Here is a 15,292-nt window from a genome sequence, read left to right as displayed (position 1 = left end):
CTTGAGAACGCCATCGCGAGCAAGCTCACTCCTACAGGGTTGAGGTCAGCCACACCCGTAGCAGTCCGGCTTGCCGGCGTCGGCGATCTTGAGTACGCCATCGCGGGCAAGCGCGCTCCTACAGGGTTGAGGTCAGCCACACCCGTAGCAGCACGGCTTGCCGGCGTCGGCGATCTTGAAGACGCCCCCGCCGGCAAGCCGTGCTGCTACGGGGTTGTGGTCATTTTTTCTGGGCGTCGAATGCCTGGCCGTTGATGCCGCTGCTGTCGGGGCCCATCAGGTAGAGGTAGACCGGCATGATTTCTTCGGGTGTCGGGTTGTTCAGCGGGTTTTCCGCCGGGTACGCCTGGGCGCGCATGTCGGTTCGGGTGGCGCCGGGGTTGATGCTGTTGGCGCGTACCGAGGCGACGTCTTCGAGTTCGTCGGCCAGGGTCTGCATCAGGCCTTCGGTGGCGAATTTCGACACGCCGTAGGCGCCCCAGTAGGCCCGGCCCTTGCGGCCGACGCTGCTGGAGGTGAACACCACCGAGGCGTCCGCCGACAGCTTGAGCAGTGGCAGAAGGGTTGCGGTGAGCATGAAGGTCGCGTTGACGTTGATGTGCATCACGCGCATGAAGTTCTCGCCCGACAACTGTTCGATCGGGGTGCGCGGGCCGATGATCGAGGCGTTGTGCAGCAGCCCGTCCAGGCGGCCGAACTCGGCTTCGATCATCGCTGCCAGTTCATCGTACTGGTGGGGCAGGGCGGTTTCCAGGTTGAACGGAATCACCACCGGTTGCGGGTGCCCGGCGGCTTCGATCTCATCGTAGAGCGCGGACAGGCTGGCTTCGGTCTTGCCGAGCAGCAGCACGGTTGCGCCGTGGGCGGCGTAGGTTCTGGCGGCTGCGGCGCCAATGCCGCGGCCTGCGCCGGTCACCAGGATGACGCGATCCTTGAGCAGTTCGGGGCGGGCGGAGTAGTTGAACATTGTGAGCCTCTTCAGTTCTTGAACAGTCTCTGTAGGAGCGCGCTTGCCCGCGATGGCGTGGGGTCAGCCACCACCGATGTCACAGGGATACCGTCATCGCGGGCAAGCGCGCTCCTACAGGCGTTGCATTCAGCAACTGCACAGCGCGTTATCGAGCACCCGGCGCAATTCCAGCGGGTGATCCACCACCACGTCGGCGCCCCAGTGATTGGGGTTGTCGTGGGGATGAATATAGCCGTAGCGCACGGCGGCGGTGCGAGTGCCGGCATCGCGGCCGGATTCGATATCCCGCAGGTCATCGCCGACGAACAGCACGCTGGCCGGGTCCAGGTCGAGCATCTTGCAGGCCAGCAGCAGTGGCTCGGGGTCCGGCTTGCTTTTGGTCACGTGGTCCGGGCAGATCAGCACGGCTGAGCGCGTGTCCAGCCCAAGCTGCTCCATGATGGGCTGGGCGTAACGCACCGGCTTGTTGGTCACCACCCCCCAGACCAGCTTCGCCTTCTCGATGTCCTCCAGCAGCGCTTCCATGCCCTCGAAGAGCTTGCTGTGAACGGCGCAGTCCTGCTGATAACGCTCCAGGAACTCCTGGCGCAGGGCCTCGAATTCCGCCTCGTTTGGCGACATGGCAAATGCCGCCGAGACCATGGCCTTGGCGCCGCCGGAAATCTCGTCACGGATCAGTTTGTCATCGATGGGCGGGAAGCCACGCTCGGCCAGCATGGCCTGGCAGATGGCGATGAAATCCGGCGCGGTGTCGAGCAGCGTGCCGTCCATGTCGAAAAGAACTGCCCTCAAGCGCATGACTCAGGCCCCCTTGAGCGTCTGGATCATGTAGTTGACGTCGACGTCGGAGGCCAGCTTGTAGTGCTTGGTCAACGGGTTGTAGGTCAGGCCGATGATGTCCTTGACCTCGAGCCCGGCCTGGCGGCTCCACGCCCCCAGCTCGGACGGGCGGATGAATTTCTTGAAGTCATGGGTGCCGCGCGGCAGCAGGTTCATGATGTATTCGGCGCCGATGATGGCGAACAGGTACGCCTTCGGGTTGCGGTTGATGGTGGAGAAAAACACCTGGCCGCCCGGCTTGACCATGCGGTAGCAGGCGCGGATCACCGAGGACGGGTCAGGCACGTGCTCAAGCATCTCCAGGCAAGTGACCACGTCGAACTGCTCGGGCATTTCTTCGGCCAGAGCCTCGGCGGTGATCTGCCGGTATTCCACACTCACCCCGGATTCGAGCTGGTGCAGCTGGGCCACGGCCAGCGGCGCCTCGCCCATGTCGATGCCGGTCACCGTCGCGCCGCGCAAGGCCATGGCCTCGCTGAGGATGCCGCCGCCGCAGCCGACGTCCAGCACCTTCTTGCCGGCCAGGCTGACGCGCTCGTCAATCCAGTTCACCCGCAGCGGGTTGATGTCGTGCAGCGGCTTGAACTCGCTGTTGCGATCCCACCAGCGATGGGCCAGGGCTTCGAATTTGGCGATTTCGGCGTGGTCGACGTTGCTCATGTGTGATCCCTCTAAACTTGAATTTCGGTGGCCGGTCATGGGGCTGGCCATGATCGCGCGGCAATGTGACGATGCTGTTCGGTTCAGGTGCTGGCGGCGATGCGATTGCCCCAGGCCCGGGCGGTTCGGGTCAGGGCCTGTTCATCCATGCGCGTCAGGCGCTTGTCCTGCAGGAGTTGCTTGCCCGCGACCCAGACGTGACTGACACAGTCCCGGCCGCTGGCGTAAATGAGTTGTGACACCGGGTCGTAGATCGGCTGCCGCGCCAGGCCCGACAGGTCGAACGCGACCATGTCGGCAGCCTTGCCCAGTTGCAGGGACCCTGTGACGGCTTCGATGCCCAGCGCCCGGGCGCCATTGAGCGTGGCCATGCGCAGGGCGCGATGGGCGTCCAGGGCAGTGGCCGAGCCTGCGACGGCCTTGGCCAGCAAGGCTGCGGTGCGTGTTTCGCCCAGCAGGTCCAGGTCATTGTTGCTGGCGGCGCCGTCGGTGCCCACCGCCACGTTGACCCCGGCCTGCCACAGGCGCTCCACGGGGCAGAAACCGCTGGCCAGCTTGAGGTTCGACTCGGGACAGTGAATCACGCTGGAGTTGCTTTCCACCAGTATCGCCAGGTCTTCGTCGCTGATCTGGGTCATGTGCACGGCCTGGAAACGCGGCCCCAGCAAGCCCAGGCGCTGAAGGCGGGCGAGGGGGCGTTCCTGGCACTGTTGCACGGCGTCGTGCACTTCAAAGGCGGTTTCATGGACATGCATGTGAATCATCGCGTCCAGCTCGTCGGCAATCACCCGGATCTTCTCCAGGTTCTCGTCACTGACGGTGTACGGCGCGTGCGGGCCCATGGCGATGGAAATGCGCTCGTGGTGCGCCAGATCGTTGAACAGTTCGACGCCGATGTGCAGCGATTCATCGGCGTTGCGCGCGCCGGGAATCGGGAAGTCCAGTACCGGAACGGTGATCTGGGCGCGCATTCCACTGTTATGCACGCGTTCGGCGGCGACCTTTGGGAAGAAATACATGTCAGAGAAACAGGTGATGCCGCCCTTGAGCTGTTCGGCAATGGCGATGTCGGTGCCGTCGCGAACGAAATCCTCATCCACCCACCTGGCCTCGGCGGGCCAGATATGATCCTTGAGCCAGGTCATCAGCGGCAGATCGTCCGCAAGCCCCCGGAACAGGGTCATCGCGGCGTGGCCGTGGGCGTTGATCAGGCCCGGGGCGAGCAACATGCCGGGCAGTTCGCGCACTTCTATGGCATTTTGCCGTAAGGCTTCGGCTTTCGGGCCGATGTAGACAATCATGCCGTCACGGATGCCGATACCGTGCTGCTTCAGGACCACGCCGGCGGGTTCGACCGGCACCAGCCAGTCTGGCAGCAGCAACAGGTCGAGCGGTGCAGCGGAGTGGGGCATGGGGCGGCATCCATTGGCTTATTACGGGGAGGGCGAAGTATACCCGAGCGTCCGGACGGACGGCTCGCTATAATCCGCGGCTTTTTTCATCTGCTGGCTTGTGTTTCGATTTCAAAATCATATGTGGGGTGTGCAATGCGCGATCGATTACTGGCTGCGGAAAAAGTGAAGGCCATCGATTGGCGGGACGGCACGCTGTACCTTCTGGATCAGCGGGTCCTGCCGCACGAGCAGACCTGGCAAGCCTGTGACACGGCCCTCGGTGTGGCCCAGGCTATCAGCAACATGGTCGTGCGCGGCGCGCCGGCCATCGGCATCGCGGCAGCCTATGGCCTGGTGCTGGCGGTCATCGAGCGTTACGCCGCAGGCGGCGACTGGCAGATGGCGCTGGAAGAAGACTTCGACCTGCTGGTCAACGCCCGGCCTACCGGCGTCAACCTCTTTTGGGCGCTGAACCGCATGCGCGAGCGCCTCTATCGCCTCAAGGATCACGAAGATCCGCGCGCCGTCATGGAAGCCGAGGCGCTGGCGATCCACGAAAGCGACCGCGAAGCCAACCTGACCATGGCCCAGTTGGGCGCCGAGCTGATCCGCAAGCATCAGGGCAACCTGCAGACCGTGTTCACCCATTGCAACACCGGCGCGCTGGCCACCGGCGGTTTCGGCACGGCCCTGGGCGTGATCCGCGCAGCTTATATAGAAGGCATGATCGAGCGCGTGTATGCCGGGGAAACCCGCCCGTGGCTGCAGGGCTCGCGCCTGACGGCCTGGGAGCTGGTAAACGAAGACATTCCGGTCACGGTGACGGCGGATTCGGCGGCTGCGCACCTGATGAAGACCAAGGGCATCACCTGGGTCATCGTCGGCGCGGATCGCATCACCGCCAATGGCGACATCGCCAACAAGATCGGCACCTATCACCTGGCGGTGGCGGCTATGCACCACGGCGTGCGTTTCATGGTGGTTGCGCCCAGCTCGACCATCGACATGAACCTGGCCAGCGGCGAGGACATCCTGCTCGAGGAGCGCGACGGTCGCGAATTGCTGGAGCTCAACGGCCACCCGGTCGGTGCGCAGGTCGATGCCTTCAACCCGGTGTTCGATGTGACGCCTGCGGACCTGATCGATGCCATCGTGACCGAGAAAGGCATCGTCGAGCGTCCCGATACGGCCAAAATGGCGCAACTGATGTGCCGTAAGCGCCTGCATTGAGCCCATTGTCGTCAGTGCTACCGACGTTCCGGGGGAGGGCTGTCGGGCCCTGTAAGCCCTTCTCAGGCGCCTAATGGCGAAATGGCTCACTTTCAAGGGCTTCAAACACTTCGTGCCTGACGGCGTTTGTGGTAATATCCGGCGGTTTCCAGGAGGGCGCACTGCGGCCCTCTTCATTGCGCAAATCCATGGCTTAACTCGCTGATTTGTCGTAAGTCGCCCCAGGCACAGGCCTGCGGCGGCGAGCTTCGTTTATCCCGGATGGATGCGCGAAGTTTCACCAGAAAAAGGAATCAGGCTTCTCATGGGCGAACTGGCCAAAGAAATCCTCCCGGTCAATATCGAAGACGAGCTGAAACAGTCCTACCTCGACTACGCGATGAGCGTCATCGTCGGACGTGCTCTGCCCGATGCGCGCGACGGCTTGAAGCCCGTGCACCGGCGTGTTCTGTACGCGATGAGCGAACTGGGTAACGACTGGAACAAGCCGTACAAGAAATCCGCCCGTGTGGTCGGTGACGTCATCGGTAAGTACCACCCCCATGGCGACACCGCTGTCTACGACACCATCGTGCGTATGGCACAACCTTTCTCCCTGCGCTACCTGCTGGTAGACGGCCAGGGCAACTTCGGTTCGGTCGACGGCGACAACGCCGCGGCCATGCGATACACCGAAGTGCGCATGACCAAGCTGGCCCACGAGCTGCTGGCGGACCTGCACAAGGAAACCGTCGACTGGGTGCCCAACTACGACGGCACCGAGCAGATCCCGGCGGTCATGCCGACCCGTATCCCCAACCTGCTGGTCAACGGTTCCAGCGGTATCGCCGTGGGCATGGCGACCAACATCCCGCCGCACAACCTGGGCGAAATCATTGATGGCTGCCTGGCGCTGATCGACAACGGCGACCTGACCGTCGACGAGCTGATGCAGTACATCCCCGGCCCCGATTTCCCGACTGCGGGCATCATCAACGGCCGCGCCGGCATCGTCGAAGCCTACAAGACCGGTCGTGGCCGCATCTACATGCGCGCCCGTTCCACTGTCGAAGACATCGACAAGGTCGGCGGCCGCCAGCAGATCGTCATCACCGAGCTGCCGTACCAGCTGAACAAGGCGCGCCTGATCGAGAAGATCGCCGAGCTGGTCAAGGAGAAGAAGCTCGAAGGCATCACCGAGCTGCGCGACGAGTCCGACAAGGACGGCATGCGCGTGGTCATCGAGCTGCGTCGTGGCGAAGTGCCTGAGGTCATCCTCAACAACCTCTACGCCCAGACCCAGCTGCAAAGCGTGTTCGGCATCAACATCGTTGCGCTGATCGACGGCCGTCCGCGGATCCTCAACCTCAAGGACCTGCTGGAAGCCTTCATCCGTCACCGTCGCGAAGTGGTCACCCGTCGCACCGTGTTCGAACTGCGCAAGGCTCGCGAGCGTGGCCACATCCTCGAAGGCCAGGCGGTTGCCCTGTCCAACATCGACCCGGTCATTGAGCTGATCAAGGCTTCGCCGACCCCGGCCGAAGCGAAGGAAGGCCTCATCAGCACACCGTGGGAATCGAGCGCCGTGGTGGAGATGGTCGAGCGCGCAGGCGCCGAGTCGTCCCGTCCGGAAAACCTCGATCCACAGTACGGCCTGCGTGACGGCAAGTACTTCCTGTCGCCGGAACAGGCCCAGGCCATCCTGGAACTGCGTCTGCACCGCCTGACCGGTCTGGAACACGAAAAACTGCTGACCGAGTACCAGGAAATCCTGACTCAGATCGGCGAGCTGATCCGCATCCTCAACAGCTCCACGCGCCTGATGGAAGTCATCCGCGAAGAGCTGGAACTGATCCGTGCCGAATACGGCGACGTGCGCCGCACCGAGATTCTCGATGCGCGCCTGGACCTGACCCTGGGCGACATGATCCCGGAAGAAGAGCGCGTCGTGACCATCTCCCACGGTGGCTACGCCAAGACTCAACCGCTGGCCGTGTACCAGGCCCAGCGTCGCGGCGGCAAGGGCAAGTCGGCCACCGGCATCAAGGATGAGGACTACATCGCTCACCTGCTGGTCGCCAACAGCCACACCACGCTGTTGATGTTCTCCAGCAAAGGCAAGGTCTACTGGCTCAAGACCTATGAGATTCCGGAAGCGTCCCGCGCTGCCCGTGGTCGTCCGCTGGTCAACCTGTTGCCGCTCAGCGAAGGTGAGTACATCACCACCATGCTGCCGGTCGATCTGGAAGCCATGCGCAAGCAGGCTGACGAAGAAGAGGCCGAAGGCGTCGAGTCCGATGTCGACGACATCGAGAACAGCAACGAGACCGAAGAAGAGCGCCGCGCGCGCATCAAGGCCGCCGACAAGAAGAAGGCTCCGTTCATCTTCATGTCCACCGCCAACGGTACGGTCAAGAAGACCCCGCTGGTGGCCTTCAGCCGTCAGCGTAGCGTCGGTCTGATCGCGCTGGAGCTGGACGAAGGCGACATCCTGATTTCCGCCGCCATCACCGACGGCGAGCAGGAAATCATGCTGTTCTCCGATGGCGGCAAGGTCACCCGCTTCAAGGAATCCGACGTCCGCGCCATGGGCCGTACGGCTCGCGGTGTGCGTGGCATGCGCCTGGCCGAGGGCCAGAAGCTGATCTCCATGCTGATTCCGGAAGAGGGCAGCCAGATCCTCACTGCGTCCGAGCGCGGTTATGGCAAACGTACCGCCATCACCGAATTCCCTGAGTACAAGCGTGGCGGCCAGGGCGTGATCGCCATGGTCAGCAACGAGCGTAACGGTCGTCTGGTCGGTGCGGTTCAGGTGCAGGACGGTGAAGAGATCATGCTGATCTCCGATCAGGGCACCCTGGTTCGTACCCGCGTCGACGAAGTGTCGAGCCTGGGCCGCAACACTCAGGGCGTGACCCTGATCAAGCTGGCCAAGGACGAGAAGCTGGTGGGCCTGGAGCGTGTCCAGGAGCCTTCCGAAGTCGAGGGCGATGAGCTCGAGGGAGAAGGTTTCGACGGCGAAGTGCTGGAAGGCGAGGTCACTCACCTCCCTGACGCCGACGACGCTGCCGGCGACCTGCAAGCCGATGCCGGAGCCGACGAAGAAGAGTCGCAGGACTGATAGACGTTGTATTTGAGGGCCCATTCGTGGGCCCTCTTGGCTTTGGCCAGAACTGCAGCTTCGTCGCCGGGCGCGTGGTTGCGGATGTTTCGAATTCAACGATTTGACGAGAGTGGATATGAGCAAGCGAGCCTTTAACTTCTGCGCTGGTCCCGCCGCGCTTCCTGAAGCAGTCCTGCAGCGTGCCCAGGCCGAAATGCTGGACTGGCGTGGCAAGGGCTTGTCGGTGATGGAGATGAGCCATCGCAGCGACGATTACGTGGCCATTGCCGAAAAGGCCGAGCAGGACCTGCGTGACTTGCTGTCCGTCCCCTCCAACTACAAGGTGCTGTTCCTGCAGGGCGGCGCCAGCCAGCAGTTCGCCGAGATCCCGCTGAACCTGCTGCCGGAAACCGGCACCGCAGACTACATCGAGACCGGTATCTGGTCGAAAAAGGCCATCGAGGAAGGGCGCCACTTCGGTAACATCAACGTTGCTGCCAGCGCCAAGCCTTACGATTACCTGGCGATTCCGGGCCAGAACGAGTGGCAGCTGACCAAGAACGCCGCCTACGTGCACTACGCCTCCAACGAAACCATTGGCGGCCTGCAGTTCGACTGGGTTCCAGAGACCGGCGACGTGCCGCTGGTGGTCGACATGTCTTCGGACATCCTCTCGCGCCCGATCGACGTTTCGCAGTACGGCCTGATCTACGCCGGTGCGCAGAAGAACATCGGCCCGAGCGGCCTGGTGGTGGTCATCGTGCGTGAAGACCTGCTGGGCCGTGCCCGCAGCAGCTGCCCGACCATGCTCAACTACAAGGTCTCGGCCGACAACGGCTCGATGTACAACACCCCGGCGACCTACTCCTGGTACCTCTCGGGCCTGGTGTTCGAATGGCTCAAGGAGCAGGGCGGTGTCGAGGCCATGGAACAGCGCAACCGCGCCAAGAAAGACCGCCTGTACGGCTTCATCGACAGCAGCGATTTCTACACCAACCCGATCAGCCACAACGCCCGTTCGTGGATGAACGTACCGTTCCGCCTGGCTGACGAGCGCCTGGACAAGTCGTTCCTGGCCGGCGCCGACGCCCGTGGCCTGCTCAACCTCAAGGGTCACCGTTCGGTGGGTGGCATGCGCGCCTCGATCTACAACGCCCTGGGCCTGGACGCGGTCGAAGCCCTGGTGGCCTACATGGCTGAATTCGAGAAGGAACACGGCTGATGTCTGAACAAGAGCTCAAGGCGCTGCGGGTTCGCATCGACAGCCTGGACGAAAAGGTCCTGGAGCTGATCAGCGAGCGTGCACGCTGCGCGCAGGAAGTGGCGCGGGTCAAGATGGCCAACCTGGCCGAGGGCGAGGAGCCGGTGTTCTACCGTCCCGAGCGTGAAGCCGCCGTGCTCAAGCGCGTCATGGAACGCAACCGTGGCCCGCTGAGCAACGAAGAGATGGCGCGTCTGTTCCGCGAAATCATGTCGTCGTGCCTGGCGCTGGAGCAGCCGCTCAAGGTCGCTTACCTGGGCCCTGAAGGCACCTTCACCCAGGCTGCGGCACTCAAGCATTTCGGCCATGCCGTCATCAGCAAGCCGATGGCTGCCATCGACGAAGTGTTCCGCGAAGTGGCCGCCGGTGCGGTCAATTTCGGCGTGGTGCCGGTGGAAAACTCCACCGAGGGTGCGGTCAACCACACCCTGGACAGCTTCCTCGAGCATGACATGGTCATCTGCGGCGAGGTCGAGCTGCGCATTCACCACCACCTGCTGGTGGGTGAAAACACCAAGACCGACAGCATCAGCCGCATCTACTCCCACGCCCAGTCGCTGGCCCAGTGCCGCAAGTGGCTGGACGCCCATTACCCGAATGTCGAGCGCGTGGCGGTGTCCAGCAACGCCGAGGCGGCCAAGCGGGTCAAGGGTGAGTGGAACTCGGCGGCCATCGCCGGTGACATGGCCGCAAGCCTGTATGGCCTGACGCGCATTGCCGAAAAGATCGAAGACCGTCCGGACAACTCGACGCGTTTCCTGATGATCGGCAACCAGGAAGTGCCACCGACCGGCGACGACAAGACGTCGATCATCGTGTCGATGAGCAACAAGCCTGGCGCGCTGCATGAATTGCTGGTGCCTTTCCATGAAAACGGCATCGACCTGACCCGTATCGAGACCCGGCCTTCGCGCAGCGGTAAATGGACCTACGTGTTCTTCATCGATTTCGTCGGCCACCACCGTGATCCTCTGATCAAGGCGGTGCTGGAGCGGATCAGTGGCGAAGCCGTGGCCCTCAAGGTGCTGGGTTCCTATCCAAAGGCCGTGCTCTAAACGGTTTTGATCTTGTAGCAGCACGGCTTGCCGGCGGGGGGCGTCCTCAAGATCGCCCCCGCCGGCAAGCGGAGCGCCGCCCGGCCGAGCTGCTACGGTCCGGGTAACCATCGATCTGCGTTTTAGAAGAGGTAAAGCGGTAAATGAGCGGCGACTTCCTCGCGCTGGCACAGCCTGGCGTGCAAAAACTTTCGCCATACGTTCCCGGCAAGCCGGTGGACGAGTTGGCCCGTGAGCTGGATATCGATCCGGCGCGCATCATCAAGCTGGCCAGCAACGAAAACCCCATGGGCGCCAGCCCCAAGGCGTTGCAGGCCATCCAGGACGCGCTGGTCGAGCTGACCCGCTACCCTGACGGCAACGGCTTCGACCTCAAGCAGGCGCTGTCCGTGCGTTGCGGCGTCACGCCCGCTCAAGTGACGCTGGGCAACGGTTCCAACGACATTCTTGAAATCGTCGCGCGGGCCTATCTGGCGCCGGGCTTGAATGCGGTGTTCAGCGAACACGCCTTTGCGATCTATCCAATCGTCACTCAGGCCGTGGGCGCCAGCGCGCGCGTGGCCAAGGCCAGGGACTGGGGGCATGACCTGCCTGCCATGCTGGCGGCCATCGACGGCAATACTCGGGTGGTGTTCATCGCCAACCCGAACAACCCTACCGGCACCTGGTTCGGTCCGCAGGCCCTGGCTGACTTCCTCGCCGACGTGCCCAAGGATGTTCTGGTGGTGCTGGACGAGGCCTACATCGAGTACGCCGAAGGCGCCGAGTTGCCCGATGGCCTGAACTTCCTGGCCGATTACCCGAACCTGCTGGTGTCGCGGACCTTCTCCAAGGCCTACGGCCTGGCCTCGCTGCGGGTCGGCTATGCGCTGTCTTCGCCGGCGGTGGCCGACGTGCTCAACCGCGTCCGCCAGCCATTCAACGTCAACAGCCTCGCGCTGGCCGCTGCCTGTGCCGCGCTGGACGACGCCGATTACGTGACCCGCAGCCGTCTCCTGAACGAAGCGGGCATGCAGCAACTGGAAAATGGCCTGCGTCAGTTGGGGCTGGGCTGGATCCCGTCCAAGGCCAACTTCATTGCCGTGGACCTGGGCCGTGAGGCGGCGTCAGTCTATGACGGCCTGCTGCGTGAAGGCGTGATCGTGCGCCCGGTTGCTGGGTACGGCATGCCGAACCATCTGCGGGTCAGCATCGGCCTTGCGGATGAGAACACCCGTTTTCTCGAAGCATTGAGCAAGGTTCTGGCGCGTGGTTGATGTCATTGCAGTGCAATCCGCTGCACCTATGATCGGCCGCCTGGTGGTGGTCGGTCTCGGTCTGATCGGGGGCTCGTTCGCCAAAGGCTTGAAGGAAAGCGGCCTGTGTCGCGAAGTGGTCGGCGTCGATCTCGACCCGCAGTCGCGCAAACTGGCCGTCGAACTGGGTGTGGTCGACCGTTGTGAAGACAATCTTGCTACAGCCTGCGTCGGGGCCGATGTCATTCAGTTGGCCGTGCCGATCCTGGCCATGGAAAAACTGCTGGGCGTTCTGGCCAAGCTCGACCTGGGCGATGCCGTGCTGACCGACGTGGGCAGTGCCAAGGGCAACGTCGTGCGTGCTGCAAGGGAAGCCTTCGGCGAAATGCCTGCGCGTTTCGTGCCCGGCCACCCGATTGCCGGTTCCGAGCAGAGCGGGGTGGAGGCCTCCAACGCCCAGCTGTTCCGTCGGCACAAGGTCATTCTTACGCCGCTGCCGCAAACCGATGCTGATGCGCTGGCGCTGGTGGACCGCATGTGGTCGTCGCTGGGTGCCGATGTCGAGCATATGCAGGTCGAGCGTCACGACGAAGTGCTGGCCGCGACCAGTCACTTGCCGCACCTGCTGGCGTTTGGTCTGGTGGATTCGCTGGCCAAACGCAACGAAAATCTGGACATCTTCCGTTACGCAGCCGGCGGTTTCCGCGATTTCACCCGCATCGCCGGCAGTGATCCTGTGATGTGGCACGACATCTTCCTCGCCAACCGCGAGGCGGTGCTGCGTACCCTGGACACCTTCCGCACCGATCTGGACGCCCTGCGCGACGCTGTGGACGCTGGCGACGGTCACCAACTGTTGGGCGTGTTCACCCGCGCCCGGGTGGCCCGCGAGCATTTTGGCAAGATTCTGGCCCGTCGCGCCTACGTTGAAAAAGCCTCTGCCCAAGAGCAAGTCTTTGTCGCGCAGCCCGGCGGCAGCGTCAGCGGGCAGATTCGCGTGCCGGGCGACAAGTCGATTTCCCATCGCTCGATCATGCTCGGCTCGCTGGCCGAAGGCACGACCGAAGTCGAAGGTTTCCTCGAAAGCGAAGATGCCCTGGCGACCTTGCAGGCCTTCCGCGACATGGGCGTGGTCATCGAAGGTCCACACCATGGGCGCCTGACGATTCACGGCGTCGGCCTCAATGGTCTGAAGCCTGCGCCGGGTCCAATTTATCTGGGGAATTCCGGTACCTCGATGCGCTTGCTGGCCGGCCTGTTGGCGGCGCAACGCTTCGACAGCGTGCTCACTGGCGATGCCTCATTGTCCAAGCGTCCGATGGAACGCGTGGCCGAGCCGCTGCGCCAGATGGGTGCGGTCATCGAAACCGCAGCCGACGGGCGCCCGCCGCTGACCATTCGTGGCGGCAAGCCTCTGTCGGGCATCAGTTACGTCATGCCGATGGCCAGCGCCCAGGTCAAATCCTGCCTGTTGCTGGCCGGTCTTTATGCAGATGGCGCCACCACCGTGACCGAGCCTGCGCCGACCCGCGACCATACCGAGCGCATGCTGCGCGGTTTCGGTTATGCGGTGGCGGGCAACGGCGCGACGGCTTCGGTGAAGGCGGGGGGCGCGCTCGTGGCATCGCGCATCGAGGTCCCGGCGGATATTTCCTCGGCGGCGTTCTTCCTGGTTGCGGCGTCCATCGCCCAGGGTTCGGAATTGTTGCTTGAGCATGTCGGCGTCAATCCGACTCGTACCGGGGTGATCGACATTTTGCGTTTGATGGGGGCGGACATCGCCGTGCAGAATCTGCGCGAAGTCGGTGGCGAGCCTGTGGCGGACCTGCGTGTTCGTCATGCCAGACTCAAGGGCATCGAGATTCCAGAGGCCCTGGTGCCACTGGCCATCGACGAGTTCCCGGTGCTGTTCGTCGCCGCAGCCTGCGCCGAAGGGCGTACCGTGTTGCGAGGCGCCCAGGAGTTGCGCGTCAAGGAGTCCGACCGCATCCAGGCGATGGCCGACGGTCTGACCGTGCTGGGCATCAAGGTTGAACCCACCGCCGATGGCCTCATCATTGAAGGTGGCACGCTCGGTGGTGGCGAAGTCGATGGGCACGGCGATCATCGCATTGCCATGGCATTCAGTATCGCGTCGTTGCGCGCAGCGGCCCCGATCCGTATTCGGGACTGCGCCAACGTCGCGACTTCATTCCCCAATTTCCTGGCCCTGTGTGGCCAGGTGGGTATTCGTGTAGCGCAAGAGGGGCAATCGTGAAAGTTCAAGCTCCGGTCATTACGATCGACGGACCAAGCGGTTCCGGGAAAGGGACGGTAGCGGGCCTGTTGGCCAAGCGCCTTGGGTGGTGCCTGCTGGATTCGGGCGCGCTGTATCGTCTGCTGGCGTTCGCTGCCCGCAATCACGGCGTAGACCTGACCAACGAGGAAGCGCTCAAGCTTCTGGCCGCGCATCTGGATGTGCAGTTCGAGGCGGCGACCGACGATCATGGTCAGCGCATCATTCTCGAAGGTGAAGACGTCACCCTGGCGATCCGCAACGAACAGATCGGCAGCGGCGCCTCGCAAGTGGCTTCGCTGCCTGCTGTGCGTGAAGCCTTGCTGCAGCGCCAGCGGGCATTCCAGGAGTTCCCGGGCCTGATCGCCGACGGCCGCGACATGGGCACCGTGGTGTTCCCGGCCGCGCCGCTGAAGGTTTTCCTGACCGCCAGCGCCGAGGAGCGTGCTCGTCGGCGATATTTGCAGTTGAAGGCCAAGGGCGACGATGTTAGTCTGTCGAGTCTGCTAGATGAGATACGTGTCCGTGATGAACGCGACACCCAGCGAGCGGTAGCCCCGCTCAAGCCGGCGCAAGACGCCATTCAGCTGGATTCCACCGAATTGTCCATCGAGCAGGTGCTGGAACGCATCCTGAGTGAAGTCGCCCTTCGCGATCTCGCTGGATGACCAGAAAGCCATACGGGAAGACCAGTCATAGTCCCGTAGGCTTTCTTTCATATGAACGAAACCCACGTGGTCTGGAACGTGGCAGATGGGCGGCTACTTCGCCCTTATCCAACAGGAATTAAAATGAGCGAAAGCTTTGCAGAACTTTTTGAAGAAAGCCTGAAGACCCTCAACCTTCAGCCAGGTGCCATCATCACCGGTCTGGTTGTCGATATCGACGGCGACTGGGTTACCGTACACGCTGGCCTGAAGTCCGAGGGCGTCATCCCGCTCGAGCAGTTCTACAACGAAGCTGGCGAGCTGACCATCAAGGTCGGTGACGAAGTTCACGTTGCGCTGGACGCGGTCGAAGACGGCTTTGGCGAAACCAAACTGTCCCGCGAAAAAGCCAAGCGTGCTGAGTGCTGGATCGTTCTGGAAGCGGCTTTCGCAGCTGAAGAAGTGGTCAAGGGCGTTATCAACGGTAAGGTTAAAGGCGGCTTCACTGTCGACGTTAACGGCATCCGTGCGTTCCTGCCAGGTTCTCTGGTTGACGTCCGACCAGTGCGCGACACCACGCACCGGGAAGGCCAAGAGCTGGAATGCAAGGTCAGCACGCGGGACCAGAAGCGCACCACCGTTG

The 15,292-nt window shown here is 63.0% G+C and carries 12 protein-coding genes; 8 read left to right on the top strand and 4 right to left on the bottom strand.

The genetic code is table 11. From position 1 onward, the window contains the following. Nucleotides 1–220 precede the first annotated feature (220 nt). The 4 genes from ACIPO9_RS19085 to ACIPO9_RS19070 form a co-directional block, all read right to left on the bottom strand. Nucleotides 221–967 carry a YciK family oxidoreductase gene (locus tag ACIPO9_RS19085; protein WP_274132328.1) on the bottom strand — a complete coding sequence of 249 codons (747 nt, stop codon included), beginning with the start codon at nucleotides 965–967 and terminating at the stop codon, nucleotides 221–223. A gap of 129 nt (nucleotides 968–1,096) precedes the next feature. Next, complete coding sequence (mupP, locus tag ACIPO9_RS19080) at nucleotides 1,097–1,768, bottom strand: N-acetylmuramic acid 6-phosphate phosphatase MupP (RefSeq protein WP_400782796.1); 672 nt, start codon at nucleotides 1,766–1,768, stop codon at nucleotides 1,097–1,099. A gap of 3 nt (nucleotides 1,769–1,771) precedes the next feature. Continuing rightward, nucleotides 1,772–2,470, bottom strand: a complete 699-nt coding sequence (ubiG, locus tag ACIPO9_RS19075) for a bifunctional 2-polyprenyl-6-hydroxyphenol methylase/3-demethylubiquinol 3-O-methyltransferase UbiG (protein ID WP_274132325.1) — start codon at nucleotides 2,468–2,470, stop codon at nucleotides 1,772–1,774. 83 nt (nucleotides 2,471–2,553) lie between these two features. Beyond that, on the bottom strand, nucleotides 2,554–3,882 hold the full coding sequence (locus ACIPO9_RS19070; RefSeq protein ID WP_400782794.1) for a TRZ/ATZ family hydrolase: 1,329 nt from the start codon (nucleotides 3,880–3,882) through the stop codon (nucleotides 2,554–2,556). Between the two features lie 135 nt (nucleotides 3,883–4,017). On the opposite strand from ACIPO9_RS19070, the gene mtnA reads away from it, so the two are divergent. The 8 genes from mtnA to ACIPO9_RS19030 all read left to right on the top strand — a co-directional run. Beyond that, nucleotides 4,018–5,094, top strand: coding sequence for an S-methyl-5-thioribose-1-phosphate isomerase (gene mtnA, locus ACIPO9_RS19065; RefSeq protein WP_400782792.1), 1,077 nt, complete (start codon nucleotides 4,018–4,020; stop codon nucleotides 5,092–5,094). A 304-nt stretch (nucleotides 5,095–5,398) separates the two neighbouring features. Beyond that, nucleotides 5,399–8,194, top strand: a complete 2,796-nt coding sequence (gyrA, locus tag ACIPO9_RS19060) for a DNA gyrase subunit A (RefSeq protein WP_274132322.1) — start codon at nucleotides 5,399–5,401, stop codon at nucleotides 8,192–8,194. Between the two features lie 118 nt (nucleotides 8,195–8,312). Next, nucleotides 8,313–9,398 carry a 3-phosphoserine/phosphohydroxythreonine transaminase gene (gene serC, locus ACIPO9_RS19055; RefSeq protein ID WP_274132321.1) on the top strand — a complete coding sequence of 362 codons (1,086 nt, stop codon included), beginning with the start codon at nucleotides 8,313–8,315 and terminating at the stop codon, nucleotides 9,396–9,398. Next, entirely contained in the window at nucleotides 9,398–10,492 is a 1,095-nt protein-coding gene (pheA, locus tag ACIPO9_RS19050; protein ID WP_400604167.1) for a prephenate dehydratase, read from the top strand. The genes serC and pheA overlap by 1 nt, the downstream gene beginning before the upstream one ends. 143 nt (nucleotides 10,493–10,635) lie before the next feature. After that, nucleotides 10,636–11,748, top strand: coding sequence for a histidinol-phosphate transaminase (gene hisC, locus ACIPO9_RS19045; protein ID WP_400782789.1), 1,113 nt, complete (start codon nucleotides 10,636–10,638; stop codon nucleotides 11,746–11,748). 28 nt (nucleotides 11,749–11,776) lie between these two features. Next, the gene (locus ACIPO9_RS19040; protein ID WP_400783017.1) at nucleotides 11,777–13,984 is read left to right on the top strand and encodes a bifunctional prephenate dehydrogenase/3-phosphoshikimate 1-carboxyvinyltransferase; all 2,208 of its coding nucleotides are present in this window, start codon (nucleotides 11,777–11,779) and stop codon (nucleotides 13,982–13,984) included. Continuing rightward, nucleotides 13,981–14,670, top strand: coding sequence for a (d)CMP kinase (gene cmk, locus ACIPO9_RS19035; protein WP_274132318.1), 690 nt, complete (start codon nucleotides 13,981–13,983; stop codon nucleotides 14,668–14,670). Before ACIPO9_RS19040 ends, cmk begins: the two co-directional genes overlap by 4 nt. Nucleotides 14,671–14,793: 123 nt before the next feature. Beyond that, nucleotides 14,794–15,292: S1 RNA-binding domain-containing protein (locus ACIPO9_RS19030; RefSeq protein ID WP_400783015.1), on the top strand; the 499-nt coding region annotated here is incomplete at its 3' end.

The sequence above is a fragment of the Pseudomonas sp. NPDC090203 genome, assembly GCF_044746765.1.
Taxonomy (GTDB): Bacteria; Pseudomonadota; Gammaproteobacteria; order Pseudomonadales; family Pseudomonadaceae; genus Aquipseudomonas; species Aquipseudomonas putida_AD.
Note: the sequence above shows the minus strand (reverse complement) of the source record. Positions and strands in the feature narration are given on the sequence as shown.

Coding starts and splice junctions, on each gene's coding strand:
- hisC (WP_400782789.1), top strand. CDS start 10,636: ATGAGCGGCGACTTCCTCGCGCTGGCACAGCCTGGCGTGCAAAAACTT.
- gyrA (WP_274132322.1), top strand. CDS start 5,399: ATGGGCGAACTGGCCAAAGAAATCCTCCCGGTCAATATCGAAGACGAG.
- ACIPO9_RS19040 (WP_400783017.1), top strand. CDS start 11,777: ATGATCGGCCGCCTGGTGGTGGTCGGTCTCGGTCTGATCGGGGGCTCG.
- ACIPO9_RS19070 (WP_400782794.1), bottom strand. CDS start 3,882: ATGCCCCACTCCGCTGCACCGCTCGACCTGTTGCTGCTGCCAGACTGG.
- serC (WP_274132321.1), top strand. CDS start 8,313: ATGAGCAAGCGAGCCTTTAACTTCTGCGCTGGTCCCGCCGCGCTTCCT.
- mtnA (WP_400782792.1), top strand. CDS start 4,018: ATGCGCGATCGATTACTGGCTGCGGAAAAAGTGAAGGCCATCGATTGG.
- pheA (WP_400604167.1), top strand. CDS start 9,398: ATGTCTGAACAAGAGCTCAAGGCGCTGCGGGTTCGCATCGACAGCCTG.
- ubiG (WP_274132325.1), bottom strand. CDS start 2,470: ATGAGCAACGTCGACCACGCCGAAATCGCCAAATTCGAAGCCCTGGCC.
- ACIPO9_RS19085 (WP_274132328.1), bottom strand. CDS start 967: ATGTTCAACTACTCCGCCCGCCCCGAACTGCTCAAGGATCGCGTCATC.
- mupP (WP_400782796.1), bottom strand. CDS start 1,768: ATGCGCTTGAGGGCAGTTCTTTTCGACATGGACGGCACGCTGCTCGAC.